This is a genomic window from Phyllobacterium sp. SL163, assembly GCF_049896885.1.
Lineage (GTDB): Bacteria > Pseudomonadota > Alphaproteobacteria > Rhizobiales > Rhizobiaceae > Phyllobacterium > Phyllobacterium calauticae.
Map to the genome: position 1 here is coordinate 212,356 of NZ_JAFCVE010000005.1, position 13,922 is coordinate 226,277.

Genomic DNA, 13,922 nt, shown 5'->3' on the forward strand with positions numbered 1-13,922 from the left:
CATATTTGTTATATAACATATTCATTATAGTCAATAGGGAGCACACGTCTTGACACCGGATTGGGCATGATGTCCCAGCCTGCGGTCAGACCGCCCATTCCAGATCAGTGGTGAATGCAATTGTCAGCCACCGGTCTGTACTTTCGTCGCCTATGGCTTCGCCGATCTCATCCCGGATAGAATCCCATTCCTCAAGACGCCTTGACGGCCACCCCATAGGGACAATGAAGTACAGCTCAATCTGCTTTCCGCGTCCGACCTTTGCCACATAAGCGCGGTAGGAAACGAAGCCATATCGCTCAACAAAATGTTGCGCGACGGTGTCGACGTGCAATTTCAACGCCGGGGGCGTGATCAGAAAGATATCGGCCAGTGCCTGCCTGATCGTGCCGATGGGAAGTGGAATGATAACGACGCAGACAAGGGCAAGGACTGCCGGATCAATATAGGGGGTGATCCAGTCGAGCCGCGTTCCCTCTATTGCATAACCAACGGAAAATGCCACCAATAGTGCAGCGGTGATGCCTCCGGACATAATCCAGGCCTTGGCGTCCAAAGCGACAAAGTCGGAATGCAGACGTTTATTCATTTTCATTTCAACGACTGCCATGACCGTGCAGGCAATGAGAGCAACGGCGGCATAGAAAATCGCGAAGCTGAACTCGAGATCGCGGCCGCCACTCATCAGGCTGCCGATCGCGTTGATCAATGCATAAATCGCAACGCCCGATAGCATAATGCCGTTGAGGCCAAGCACCATGGGTTCAAGATGCCAAAAACCCATTGTGAACCGTTCCCGGAGTTTTCCGGTCGGAACAGCGGATAATGCGATCAGCCGCGCAACCCCCAGAGCCAGGCCGCTCATCGCGGCATCGGCCAGCATGTAGACACCGTCAAATACGATGGAGAAAGACCCTGCCAGCAAGCCGAATATCACGCCAAAGCCCGCGACACAGATTGTAACAGCTATGGATATGCGAAGAATGCCCTGTTCGCTGTTCAACGGTGGCCTCCGGTCATGAGTGTCGGAATGATATCCCGGCGAACCGTATCACCATCACAAGATGACCGACAAGGATTCCGGGCAGGCAACACACTTGCGGATAAACATTCCGACATAAAACCCGTCCGCGCCCCGCGGGACAACGAGCATCGGCCAATGCCCCGACGCCCCCAATCTAATGCTCGCCCAACTTCTTCAGGTAGATGGAAAGAAGTTGGGTCTGGGACGATATGCCGAGCTTGCGGTAAACATTGCGCCGGTGAACCTTTACAGTACCCATGGTGATCGAAAGCCGCAATCCGATGGATTCTGACGAGTGCCCTTGCAGCACAAGTTCGATGATCGCCGCCTCGCGATCCGTCAGGTTGAGATCGCGCCACACTGTGTCAGCGGCATTTAACTTGTCCTTGCGACGCCCTTTCCTTTGCTTTGCAACGGCTGCGTCAAAGAGAAGGCCGATATCCTGATAATAGTGTTTCACCAGTCGTGCGATCAGCGGCTCAGCCTTGCGCAATAGCGAAAGATCTTGCGTTGCAAAGGGACCGGTTTCTTCGCGCCGCATCAGCGAGAGCACAATTGTCAAGTCCTGCGCGATGGGAACGAAGAAGCCAATTTCCTCGGCAAGTCCTGTCTGAACATAATAGGTGCGATAGTACTCGCTGGAAAAAAAGCGGTCTGGTGCAAGCTCGCGCATGCGCCAGATGCCGGACCTCGCCTCGCGGGCGTTGTGATAGAAGGGATCGAGGAGATAGGGGCCCATTTGATACAGATTGACGAAAATGACCTGCTCCGCCGGATCAAAGGTGCTGTAGAGATCAATGGGGCGTTCATTCCCGCGATAAGCAAACATCACCACGTGATCGAACTTGACGAGCGAGCGCATCATCTGGCGAAAAAGATCGCCAAACTCATGCGATAGCATTGTCGATCTGCCTACAAACCGGCGAAACACATCGAATAGCGTTTCAATATCGACGCTCATCGTGCCGGCCCCTCATCTTTTCATAACCGCAATTGCATATACACCTTACATTGGTATTGACCTGATGAAATACCTCTTTTGGGGTATATACCGCACAGTCACGGATTGGCTACTTTGCTGGTCATGACGGTGGCAAAGGCAGCGCAGACTGACCAATGTAACTTAAAAGCCGCAGGGGACTAATGTGACATCTCATTCAGTGAACGACATCGAATTTCGGTCGGTCAGCAAATCCTATGGCGCCGTGACCGCTGTCTCCGATATTAATCTCCAGGTCCCAAAGGGCGCATTCGTCGCTTTGCTCGGCCCTTCCGGTTGCGGCAAGACGACGTGCCTGCGTATGATTGGCGGTTTCGAACAGCCCACGACGGGCGACGTCCTGATCAACGGCAAACCCATGAACGGTGTCCCGGCCCACCAGCGGCCCGTGAACATGGTGTTTCAGCAATACGCGCTCTTTCCGCATTTCAATGTCGAACAGAATGTCTCCTACGGGCTAAGGCAGGCCCGCCCGAAGATCAGTGCGCCCGAGATATCCCGCCGGGTTGGCGAGGCGCTGGAAATGGTGCGGCTTGGCGGGTTCGGCAAGCGCCGTATCCATGAAATGTCCGGTGGACAGCAGCAGCGCGTGGCCTTGGCGCGCGCATTGGTCAATAAGCCGTCCGTGCTGCTTCTGGACGAACCCCTCGCGGCACTCGACAAGAAATTGCGCACGGCCATGCAGATCGAACTGCAAACATTGCAGCGCGAACTGGGCATCACCTTCGTTCTGGTAACCCATGACCAGGAAGAGGCCCTCTCCATGAGCGACCTTGTCTGTGTGATGAATGCGGGACGCATCGTACAGCTTGCAGCCCCGCAGGAAGTCTATGACAAACCGCGGGATCTCTTTGTTGCCGACTTTGTCGGCAAGACCAATCGAATAGCTGCAACAGTCGAAGCAGATGGTGCCACGCTGCGCCTTGCAGATGGGAGTGCCCTGTCGATAGGGGAAAGGAGCGCACTGCCTCCTGGCGCAGTGACCCTGGCGCTGCGCCCAGAGGCCATCACCTTGCATCGACAGAACCAATCGATCTCGGGCAGGCTTTCAGGGATTGTAACCCATCGCATCTTCCTTGGATCATCGGTTGAATACTCGGTTTCCGTCAACGGGCTTGGCAATTTCCTGATCACCGCCGATCGGCATGTTCTCTCGGAGAGCAGCCTGGTCGAGCCCAATGAAAGGGTTGTGCTGAGCTTCAACCTCGACGCTGCGCATATCTTTCCGGCCTGAATAATATCAAAAAAGGGAACATCTTCATGCCTAAAAACTATAGAGAGAATGCCCCAATAACAGCTGCACAGTTCATGGATGAGTTGCTGCGCCTCAAACGCGGGTCCGTCTCCCGCCGGCACTTCCTGGGCGTTACAGGACTTGGTCTGGCCTCCGCAGTGCTGGCAGGCCAGACCGGCTTGCTCTCGTCTCCGGCCTTCGCCGAGGACCTTGGCAAGCAAATGTCGATCGCCACCTGGCCGAACTATCATGATCCTGCAACGTTTGAAGCTTTCACGGCGAAAACCGGCGTTGCGGTCGAAGTCAATGTTTTTGGTTCGAATGAGGAAATGCTGGCGAAATTGCAGGCCGGAGGCACCGGCTGGGACCTGTTTGTGCCAACCAATTACACCATCTCCACCTATGTAAAGCTTGGCCTGATCGATCCTCTCGATATGTCGAAGCTGACCAATTACAGCCCGGCCACAGAAACGGCGCGCTTCACCGCCGAGGGGACCGTCAGCGGCACGACCTATGCAGTGCCAAAAAACTGGGGCACGACCGGAATTGCCCTCAACTCAAAGAAAATCAAAACACCCGTAGCGAGCTGGAAGGATTTCTTCGAGGTCGCACAAAATGAGGCCGACACGCGCACCATCGTGCATGACTATCAGCTCACGACGATCGGCAGTGCGCTGGTTTCGCTCGGCTACTCCTTCAACTCCGTCAAACCTGACGAACTGGCCAAGGCAGAAGCACTTCTGGTGAAGGTCAAACCGCACCTCTATGCCATCAACAGCGATTATCAGCCGGCCATGCGCGCAGGAGATGCATGGATGACCATGTGCTGGACCAATGATGGGGCGCAGCTCAACCGCGATGTACCGGAAATCAAGTTTGTTCTTGGCAAAGATGGCGGCGAGATCTGGTCGGACTTCTATGCCATCCCCAAAAGCGCCGCGAACAAACCGGCGGGTTACGCCCTGCTGAACTACCTCATGGATCCAGCCAACGCCGTCAAGGAGCATATCGCCAATGGCGCTCCGACAACTGACAGCCGCGTGCTTTCGCTTCTTCCGAAGGAAATTACCTCCAACACCATTGTCTATCCCCCGGATGGGCAACTGACTCCGCTGGAGTTCGGCGCGGCGGTCACGCTCACCGACCCCGCCCGTGCCGAGGTCATGGCGCGCTTCAAGTCAGCCTGACAACACATCTTGTCCTTCTCTCGGCACCCCGTAGTCGAGAGAAGGACGGGCACATCATCCATACAAGAGATATCCGATGGCATTGGCTATAAACACAAAACGAAGGATGGTGACCGCATCGCTTGTCGCACCGGCTGTGGCTTGGCTTTTCATTTTCCTCGTGCTGCCCTTCATTGCCATGCTGGTTTTTTCGGTCGGAGAGCGCGCACCTGAAGGCGGATATCAACCGGCCTTCACATTCGCACAATTTGCCAATCTGCCATCGCGCGCTGCCGCTTTCTGGAATACGCTCTTTCTCGCGCCTGTCGGCGCCTTCATCTGCCTGATTGTCGCTTATCCGGTTGCCTACTATCTCGCAGTCAAGGCCAATCCCCGGTATCGGCTCCTGCTTGTTTCACTGGTCATTGTCCCATTCTGGACCAGCCTTTTGGTGCGCACCTATGCCTGGATGTATATTCTCGGCTCCCGCGGCATTCCCAATCTTCTGAGCATGGTCGGTTTCGACGACGTGCGCATCCTCAACACCCATGGCGCTGTCCTTCTTGGTATCGTTTACGGCTATCTGCCGCTCATGATCATGCCCATCTATGTCAGTCTGGAAAAGCTTGATCGTCGCCTTCTCGAAGCGTCCGCTGATCTGGGTGCCAAACCGGTCTCCACTTTTTTCAGCATCACACTGCCACTCTCCCTGCCCGGGGTGATGACAGGATTGTCGCTCGTCACGATCCTGCTGCTCGGCGAGTATTTGATCCCGCAGCTTCTTGGCGGCGGCAAGGTGTTTTTCATCGGCAATGCCCTCGTCGATCTCTTCCTGCAGTCGCGCAACTGGCCATTCGGATCGGCAATCGCCGTCACATTGGTGATTTCAGTGGTTTTCGTGCTGCTCATTGCCATGCGCATTGCCTGGAAGATCGCGGGAACCAGACAAGTGGACCTCGTTTGATGCGTGCTTTTATTTCGGCAGTCTATGTGTTCCTCTACGCGCCGATCGCGCTTGTGGTGCTGTTTTCCTTCAATGCCGGTCGCAATGCCAGTGAATTCACCGGCTTTTCGACGATGTGGTATGGCAAGGCTCTGGGCAACACGTTTCTCGTTGCCGCATTGCAGAACAGCCTCATCATCGCCCTGACAAGCGCGACACTGGCCGCCATATTCGGCACAATGGCCGCCATCGGGATGGAGCGATTGGGCACGCGCGCACGTGCCGTGCTTGATGGTCTGTTTGCAGCAGCCATCGTCGTGCCGGGCGTGGTGATCGGCATTGCGACACTCGTCGCATTGGTGGAAGTTTTCTCCTTTCTCAATCCGCTGCTCAACGTCATTTGGCCTGGTGCCAATCCGCCGCAGCTTGGGCTTGGCTACGGATCGATTGTCGCCGCGCACGGGCTCTTTTCGATGGCATTGGTGACCATGATCGTGAAGGCGCGCATCGCCAATCTTGGCCGCGACATCGTCGAAGCCTCAAGCGATCTCTACGCAACGCCGCTGACCACTTTTCGATTGGTGGTGCTGCCGCAAATCCTGCCGTCGGTGCTGGCGGGCTTTCTGCTCTCTTTCACATTTTCCTTCGACGATTTCATCATCGCCTTTTTCGTCGCCGGTTCCAAAACGACTTTGCCCATCTATGTCTTCGCGTCCATTCGCCGGGGTGTTACCCCGGAGATAAATGCCATTGCCACGCTGGTTCTGGTCGCCTCGCTGATGATGATCCTGATAGCCCGCATTCTGATGCGTGAGAAAAAAACAACAAACTGACACACAGGAAACCCCATGATCCTCAGAGATCGCGTTGCTATAGTCACCGGAGCCGGCTCCGGAATCGGTGAGGCCGGTGCCGCCATTCTGGCGCGCGAAGGTGCCCATGTAGTCGTCATTGACATCAATGCAGAGAATGCGGAAATCGTCGTGGACCGCATTTGCAAGGCGGGCGGGCACGCGGAAGTTGCTGTTGTCGATGTAACCGATGACGAGGCGCTTGCGGCAAGTATATCTTCAGTGGCCGCCAGGCACGGGCGCATCGATATTTTGCACAATCATGCCGGAGCACAGATTGCCGGCAACCTCGAGCAGGTGCCGGTTGAAGGGTTCGACCGGTCGTGGAGTCTCAATGTACGGGCGCATTTCATGGCCTCCCGTCTTGTCATGCCGGTGATGAAAGCCGCGGGCAAAGGCGTCATACTCAACACATCATCATCGTCCGGCGTCCTCTATGATCGCGAGATGATTGCATACACGACCACCAAACATGCTGTCATCGCGATGACCCGCCAAATGGCCGGCGATTACGCGCGATTTGGAATCCGTGTAAACGCGCTTTGCCCCGGTTGGGTTGATACCCCCTTCAACGAACCTTTCATCGGCCAAATGGGCGGACGTGGTGCAATAGAAGCCTATGTGCAAGAGCAGGTTCCATTGGGGCGCTGGGCACACGTCGAGGAGATAGCCGAATCGATCCTGTTTCTGGTTTCAGATCGTTCGTCCTACATTACCGGGCAAGCGCTCGTGGTGGATGGGGGGGAAACGATCTCCTGAGCCCAGCTCGGTCATCTCTTGAAAAGGGCCGGACCATTGGGTCCGGCCAAGTTGTGAAGGCCCAAGACCTTCTCCCTGGGGTGGGGGATGTCAGCACCCAAGAGGAGTGGTGCCGACATGTCTTCAGTAATGCCCCGCTGAAGCACTTGCAACCCGATTGTCTCCAGCATTCTCACATTATGGGCCGCTTGCCAGCCCCTCGCAGCAGGTTCATTATTTAATGGGGAATCCAGCGCGCGGGATAAAGCGCGGCAGGATCGTACATCCGGGTTCCTGTGAGGTCATATCGATGAACTGCACGGGTTGCGGTTTTGACGTTCAAAGCGGTTTTGCGTTTTGCCCAAAATGTGGCGCGAAACAAGCTAGCGCGTGCCCCAACTGCGAATATCTGTGCCCACCAGACTTCGTGTTCTGCCCAAAATGCGGAGCCCAGATCGCCGATCCGCCGACAATCAGCGGCCTGCAAAGGCCGCGAGAATCGTCCCGCCAAGCCCTCCGGCCCACGCTGGTAAAATCCGAAACCGGTGCGGATCGCCGTACCGTTACCGTGTTGTTTGCCGATCTCTGCGGTTTCACCACATTGAGTGAACAACTCGATCCGGAAGTCATGCAAACGCTCCAAAACGAACTTTTTGAAGAGCTGACGGCGGCTGTACAGGGCTTCGGGGGCTTTGTCGACAAATTCATTGGCGATGCGCTGCTCGCATTGTTCGGTGCACCGGTCGCACATGAAGACGACCCTGAGCGAGCACTCCAAGCGGCGCTGGACATGGTCAGCCGGGCCGCAATGGTAGGAAAACGCTGGCAAACACGCTCGCATTCGCCCCTGATTCTGCATGTTGGTATCAATACAGGCCCGGTCGTTGCCGGCGGCTTTGGTGCGGGCATCGCCAAATCCTATTCAGTGACGGGCGATACGGTGAACAGCGCACAACGGCTGCAGTCGATGGCGAAACCGGGTGAGATCCTCGTTGGGCCGCTGACCTATCGCCTCACACGACATGCATTCTCTTATGATTCCCTTGGTGACCAGGCCTTGCGTGGCAAGGTTGGCAGCGTTCTCGTACATCGGCTGATGGGAGCACTCGAGGAGCCCCGCACCGCGCGGGGCCTCGAAACACTCGGCCTGAGTGCGCCACTGGTCGGGCGTGAAAAGGAACTTGCCCGTATGCTTGGCTGTCTTGATCTGGCAGCCGCTGGTCGAGCCCAACTGGTACGGCTGATCGGCGAGGCAGGCATTGGGAAATCACGCCTGACCGAGGAATTCCTGGCAAACACGCGTGATGATCCTCGTTTCACCAATGTTGTGGTCCGGCGAGCCATCTGTTCACCGCTCGGCGAGCCGTCATATGGCACACTCGCTGCTGTGTTGCGCAGTGCCTATGAAATCAACGCCAATGATTCACCGGAGAAAACAAAGGATTTGCTCGCCGCCGGGCTGAGCGACCTTGGCCTTGCCGCCGGCGAAGTGAAGCAATTGATGCCGCTTCTGCTTTACGTTATCGGTCTTGGCGAATCCGATGATGTGCTGCATCAGGTTGAACCCGAGCAATTGCGCCGGCAGATCTTCTATGCAATCCGCACTATTTTCGAGCAGCGCCTGGCGCGTTCGCCCCTGCTGCTTGTCGTCGAAGACCTCCATTGGGCTGATACCGCATCGCTCGAAGCATTGCGCTTTTTGATGGACCGTCTGGAGCGTAGCCGCTTCATGCTGCTGACGACCCATCGGCCTGCGTTTGATACGGATATGCTGGATTCAAGCCGTATCAGCTTGACGGCGCTGCGCCTCCCTCCTTTGCATGCCAATGATGGTCGAAAAATGCTCAGTGCATTCTTCGGTCATGGCCCCGGCGGATTGCCAGCCGATCTGTGCAACAGCATTGTCGATCGCGCCAACGGCAATCCTCTGTTCATCGAGGAAATTGTGCGTCATTTCATCGAGGTTGGGGCTGTGCAAAGGGACAACCGGCATTGGCGGGTGGCAAACAGGGAGGCAGCTGCCGACATTCCCGTCGGGATACAGGCAATGTTGCTCGCCCGAATGGACAGGCTGCCGCCGGAAGTGCGCAGATTGGCCCAGGAGGCCGCAGTTATCGGGCCGCGTTTCGACGCGGAATTATTGAAGACCATTTCGGCAGCCCCGGCAAACGTCGAAGCGGGGCTCGATCTCCTTTGCGATGCTGAAATCATCGAGGAAATCCCCGGTGCAAACCCGGTATCGGCGCCAGGTTATCGCTTCATCCAGACGCTGCTTCACGATGTGATTTACCACAATCTCCTGTTGCAACGACGCATTGAGATGCATGAGCTCATCGGTGATACATTGGAACGATTGTATGGAGACGATCCAGAACGTCTCGAAGATCTGGCAATGTTGGGTCACCATTTCAGCCAAACCGCCGCCACGACGAAAGGTGCGCACTACCTGATGGCAGCGGGCGATCGGGCACGCAAGACATACGCCAACGATGACGCGGTCCGTCTCTACAGGCAGGCACTGGATGCCCTGTCGAATACTGGCGACCACGGACCGGAATCGCTGCTCTTACGCGAACGCATTGCAGATCTCTGCGGACCCGCAGGTCAGCGCGATGTCGCCGATGAGCAATACCAAACCGTCCTTAATATTCATCGCGCCAAGGGTGATCTCGCCGCTACCGCAAGAATATTGCGCAAGCTTGGGCGATTGCTTTGGGACTCCGGCAAACGCGATCAAGCCGAGACACGCTATGCCGAGGCAGCAGCACTGCTTGAAGGGATAGATCCGCTGATCGAGCATGCGCATCTCTCGCAGGAACGCGGCCGCCTTGCATTTCGCACTGGCGACCACACGGCCGCTGTGCGGTGGGCGGATGAAGCACTGCGTTTTGTTCAAACCATGGCACCCGAAACCGGCGCCGAAAGTGACATCGAAACTGCTCGGGTCACGGCCGAAGCGCTGAACACCAAAGGGGTGGCGCTTGCACGGCTTGGCCGGAGCCAGGAGGCGGTGAGCGAGGTGGAGCATAGTGTCAAGGTCGCTGAAGATGCAGGCCTTCTAAGTGCCGCCTGTCGCGGCTACACCAATCTGTCGGTGCTCTATACCATGGTCAATCCGGAACGCGCGATCCGGGTGTGCCAGCGCGGGCTCGGGGTGGCGCGCCGCATCGGCGATCTGGGCTTTCAGGCGCGTCTTCTTGCCAATCTTGCCGTGGCCTACTGCACCTTTACCGACCGGTGCATCAGCGAGGGCGTGCCAGCGGCCGAAAAGGCAATCGAGATCGATCGGGCGCTGGATCAGCGCGACCATCTCTCGGTTCCCCTCATCGTGCTCGGACAAATTCATCAGTGCCATGATCAACCGGAACTGGCGCGTGAATGTTACAATGAGGCCCTCGACGTAGCACGCGAAATCGGTGAACCACAATTGCTGTTTCCGTGTTATGATGGGTTGGCGACGCTCAATCTCGACCTCGATGATTTGGCCGAGGCGGAGCGATATTTCGCCATGGCGCAAGAGGTCTGCGCACAGCATGGGCTCGACCCCGAAGCGCTTGTCGTATTGCCATTTCTCGATTAGCCGAGTGGAAGGGGATGACTCATATGTCGGAGCCTCATATCAAAGGACCGTTACAGCCGGGCGACCGGGCACCCAATGTTGTGCTTGACGCGATTACCCGCCAGGGCAAAGTCGCAATCGATGATTTTCGCGGCCGCAAACCGGTATTGGTAGGCCTGTTTCGCGGTTTGCATTGCCCGTTCTGCCGGCGCCAGATCACAGCCATGTCGCAGCTTGAAGGCGCCCTGCGCGAGAAAGGCATTGACAGTCTGACTGTGGTGAACACGCCAATCGACCGCGCCCGGCTCTATTTCAGATATCACCCATTGCCCAACCTTTTGGCTGCATCCGACCCGGAACGGATCTCGCACCGGGCATTCGGCCTGCCCAATGTCGAATTCACCGAAGCTGAAAGCGATTGGCCACGCAAGATCAGCGCAGAGGCCGTCACGAATATGCGCATTGAGATGCCGGGCGAATTACCCGAACCGATGAATGCAATGGCAGCGGTCGAGTTTCTCGACAAATTGGATGGATACGAATTTTCCGAAGCCGACCGCCAGATGATCGCAACCGGTGAAGGTCAGCTTGTGGGAGAGTTTCTGCTCGATCGTGACGGTATCGTGCGCTGGAGCTTTACCGAAGTACCCGAAGGTGGCCGTTACATGTTTGGGGTACCGGCACCGCAGGAACTGATGTCCGCCGCTTCGCAGATCGCGGGGTAGAGCGACGCTGTTCTGCCTGCAAGGCAGGCCCGGCGCCGGATGAACTGTCAAATATCCGTTGGAGAACAAAGAACAAAATAAAACAATAATGAGGAGGAGAAAATGACGGACGTTAAATGGACTCTCGTGGGCCGTGAATTCGTACACTGCAACTGCGCCTATGGTTGCCCCTGTCAGTTCAACGCTTTGCCTACCCGGGGGGATTGCTGCGCGGTTGCAGCCCTTACGATCGAAGAAGGCCATCACGGAACCACCAAACTGGACGGGTTGAAATGCGCCATGATCGTGGCCTGGCCAGGAGCGATCCATGAGGGCAAGGGCCAAGCCGTGCCGATCGTCGACGAGCGCGCTTCGGCGGAGCAGCGGGAAGCGCTGTTGCGCATCATGAGCGGGTTGGATACCGATCCCGGCGCGACTTTCTTCCAGGTCTTTTCGACGACGTTCGAGAAAGTCCACGACCCGGTCTTTGCAAAAATAGATTTTGAAGTCGATGTGAATGGCCGTGCGGCGCACTTGAACGTTCCGGGATGGATCGAGGCTCGCGGCGAGCCGATCCTCAACCCCGTCACGGGCCAGACCCATCGGGCGCGCATCAATCTGCCAAACGGTTTTGAATATGACACATGCGAAGTGGGGCGCGGATGGGCCGAGACGCAAGGTCCCCTGAAGCTGTCTATTCCCAACTCTCATGCGCAGTTCGCCAGACTGCACCTGACCCAGAGTGGTGTCGTGCATTGAGTGCCACGGGCGCCACAGCGCTCGAAGCGGTACTTCGACGCGATCGATTGATCGTCGCCGCATCCCTTGCCGTGCTCACGATGATCGCCTGGGCCTATGTTCTCTGGCTCGCGCGTAGCATGAACAGCGATGGCATGGCAATGCAGGGCATGGACGCGGCTTCCGTCGATGTGATGATGATGTCCGGGTTTCGGTCGTGGAGCACGACCGAATTTGCCGTCACGATGTTGATGTGGGTGGTCATGATGATCGGCATGATGACCCCCTCCGCCGCACCGATGATTTTGCTCTATGCGCGGGTCGGCCGTCACGGCGAGGTGCAGGGCAAGCCATTGGCTGCAACGGGATTTTTCGTTGCCGGCTATTTTCTGGCCTGGACGGCTTTCGCCTGTGCGGCGACCCTTGGTCAATGGGCACTGGAGAGCACCTTGCTGCTTACCCCCATGATGACGAGCGCGAGCGGAATTTTCAGTGGGGTTACGCTCATCGCAGTCGGGCTGTTTCAGTGGACGCCCCTGAAGGATGTTTGCCTCCGACAATGTCAGGCGCCCGTCATGTTCATTCATCTGCACGGCGGGTTCCGGCGTGACCCGTTGGGCTCCGTTGCCCTTGGATTTCGCCACGGCATCTATTGCATTGGATGCTGCTGGGCGTTGATGGGTTTGCTCTTCATCGGCGGGGTGATGAATGTCCTGTGGATTGCGGCCGTCGCAATCTTTGTCCTTGCCGAAAAGCTTGTGGCAAGGGGACGCTGGTTTTCCCGCCTGTCCGGCGTCGGGTTGTGCCTGGCTGGGTTGTGGTTGCTGGGAGCAACGATCCTCTGATTTGTCCGGCGCCATGGAATATTGGAAAATGCACTCTTGCTCGAAACCGGCTCTCAATCGTAGGTAAGCGACCAGCCTGGAGCCCGCAGCCAGCAGCGTTCAGTTGGTATGTCGTCGGTGCGATAGAGGCGAGCGACCCGCTTATAGTCGCCGCTCTCAAAGGCTCTCGCGAGCGCCTTTTCTGATGCTGCATCGCGCATCCCCTCGCATGGGAAGATCGCTACCGGCGATATCCACTTGGCCCAAAACGTCTCTGCTTCGCGCGTTATCAGAAAGACGGCACCATGGAGTTGTATTTTGCTCCAATCGCTGCTGAAGCCCTTTTCGGTCGTGAGCGGAAGGATCAGCCTTCCGCCTTCCTTGAGGCGGTCGAGCCAGATATCTGCGGGCTTGGTAGCCCCCGCGTTGATATAGATCAAGTCGGCGGATTCGAAGTCAACTTTGCTTCCATCGCCCTGTATCACGCAAACGTTCGAATACCCGGCTAGGTTTGCGCGGGCCCTTTCAGCAAGTTCCGGGTCATATTCAATCGCGGTCACCTTGCCGGATGGACCAACGAGTTGCGCCATAATCGCCGAATAATAGCCAACGCCCGCCCCCACATGCACGATGTGTTCGCCTTCTCGCGACGTGCTCTGTGAAAGAAGGAAAGCATGCAGCGAGGGTTGCCCGTTGTTGATATGCCGTTCAGGCAGAATTCCGACAAGACTGTCGGTGTAGAGATAAACCGGATCGGCAGTGGGCGTCGGAGTATAGGCTTCCTGCCAACGCAGGACGGGCCACGGTCCCGGCCCCAGATAATCCTCTCGCGGCACGGTCGCAAATGCGTCCTCTACGGGTTCGTCAGCGATCCCTGCAGCTGCTGCGATCTGCATCGCATAGGCGCGCCGTACTATCTTCAGCTCGTCAGGTGTCATGAGCAAAATACCCCGTTGATTGGAAGAGTAATCCTAACGAGCAACATTCCCAAATCAATGACGTTGCGTGAGTTAGACTTTGGCCTTGATACAACTGGTTCGGCAGATCGACGCCCGCGTCGTCGATCTGTTTACCAATCGACAGCCAGCATATCAATTCGATGAAAAATAATGTGGTTTCCGTAGCTTGCAATCCATTTGAG

The 13,922-nt window shown here is 56.7% G+C and carries 12 protein-coding genes; 9 read left to right on the forward strand and 3 right to left on the reverse strand.

What is annotated here, in order from left to right; genetic code table 11:
• Window positions 1-85 precede the first annotated feature (85 nt).
• Window positions 86-1,003 carry a cation diffusion facilitator family transporter gene (locus ACP7B1_RS13260; RefSeq protein WP_346308095.1) on the reverse strand — a complete coding sequence of 306 codons (918 nt, stop codon included), beginning with the start codon at window positions 1,001-1,003 and terminating at the stop codon, window positions 86-88.
• Between the two features lie 175 nt (window positions 1,004-1,178).
• Window positions 1,179-1,985, reverse strand: a complete 807-nt coding sequence (locus tag ACP7B1_RS13265) for a helix-turn-helix transcriptional regulator (protein ID WP_346308096.1) — start codon at window positions 1,983-1,985, stop codon at window positions 1,179-1,181.
• A gap of 184 nt (window positions 1,986-2,169) precedes the next feature.
• On the opposite strand from ACP7B1_RS13265, the gene ACP7B1_RS13270 reads away from it, so the two are divergent.
• From ACP7B1_RS13270 to ACP7B1_RS13310, 9 genes are all read left to right on the forward strand, one after another.
• Window positions 2,170-3,258 carry an ABC transporter ATP-binding protein gene (locus ACP7B1_RS13270; protein WP_346308097.1) on the forward strand — a complete coding sequence of 363 codons (1,089 nt, stop codon included), beginning with the start codon at window positions 2,170-2,172 and terminating at the stop codon, window positions 3,256-3,258.
• Between the two features lie 26 nt (window positions 3,259-3,284).
• Window positions 3,285-4,445 (forward strand): polyamine ABC transporter substrate-binding protein, encoded by a 1,161-nt coding sequence (locus tag ACP7B1_RS13275; protein ID WP_346308098.1) that lies wholly within the window; start codon window positions 3,285-3,287, stop codon window positions 4,443-4,445.
• Between the two features lie 76 nt (window positions 4,446-4,521).
• Window positions 4,522-5,388, forward strand: coding sequence for an ABC transporter permease (locus ACP7B1_RS13280; RefSeq protein ID WP_346308099.1), 867 nt, complete (start codon window positions 4,522-4,524; stop codon window positions 5,386-5,388).
• On the forward strand, window positions 5,388-6,200 hold the full coding sequence (locus ACP7B1_RS13285; RefSeq protein ID WP_346308100.1) for an ABC transporter permease: 813 nt from the start codon (window positions 5,388-5,390) through the stop codon (window positions 6,198-6,200). Before ACP7B1_RS13280 ends, ACP7B1_RS13285 begins: the two co-directional genes overlap by 1 nt.
• A gap of 15 nt (window positions 6,201-6,215) precedes the next feature.
• A complete protein-coding gene (locus ACP7B1_RS13290) occupies window positions 6,216-6,977 on the forward strand; it encodes an SDR family oxidoreductase (protein WP_346308101.1) in 762 nt (253 codons plus the stop codon).
• Window positions 6,978-7,266: 289 nt separating this feature from the next.
• Window positions 7,267-10,536 carry an adenylate/guanylate cyclase domain-containing protein gene (locus ACP7B1_RS13295; RefSeq protein WP_426136962.1) on the forward strand — a complete coding sequence of 1,090 codons (3,270 nt, stop codon included), beginning with the start codon at window positions 7,267-7,269 and terminating at the stop codon, window positions 10,534-10,536.
• A gap of 23 nt (window positions 10,537-10,559) precedes the next feature.
• Window positions 10,560-11,240: a peroxiredoxin-like family protein gene (locus ACP7B1_RS13300; protein ID WP_346308103.1), complete on the forward strand. Its 681-nt coding sequence runs from the start codon at window positions 10,560-10,562 to the stop codon at window positions 11,238-11,240.
• Between the two features lie 102 nt (window positions 11,241-11,342).
• Entirely contained in the window at window positions 11,343-11,978 is a 636-nt protein-coding gene (locus ACP7B1_RS13305; RefSeq protein WP_346308104.1) for a DUF1326 domain-containing protein, read from the forward strand.
• Window positions 11,975-12,802 carry a DUF2182 domain-containing protein gene (locus ACP7B1_RS13310; RefSeq protein WP_346308105.1) on the forward strand — a complete coding sequence of 276 codons (828 nt, stop codon included), beginning with the start codon at window positions 11,975-11,977 and terminating at the stop codon, window positions 12,800-12,802. The genes ACP7B1_RS13305 and ACP7B1_RS13310 overlap by 4 nt, the downstream gene beginning before the upstream one ends.
• A gap of 53 nt (window positions 12,803-12,855) precedes the next feature.
• On the opposite strand, the gene ACP7B1_RS13315 is transcribed toward ACP7B1_RS13310, so the two are convergent.
• Entirely contained in the window at window positions 12,856-13,719 is an 864-nt protein-coding gene (locus tag ACP7B1_RS13315; RefSeq protein WP_346308106.1) for a protein-L-isoaspartate O-methyltransferase family protein, read from the reverse strand.
• Between the last annotated feature and the right edge of the window lie 203 nt (window positions 13,720-13,922).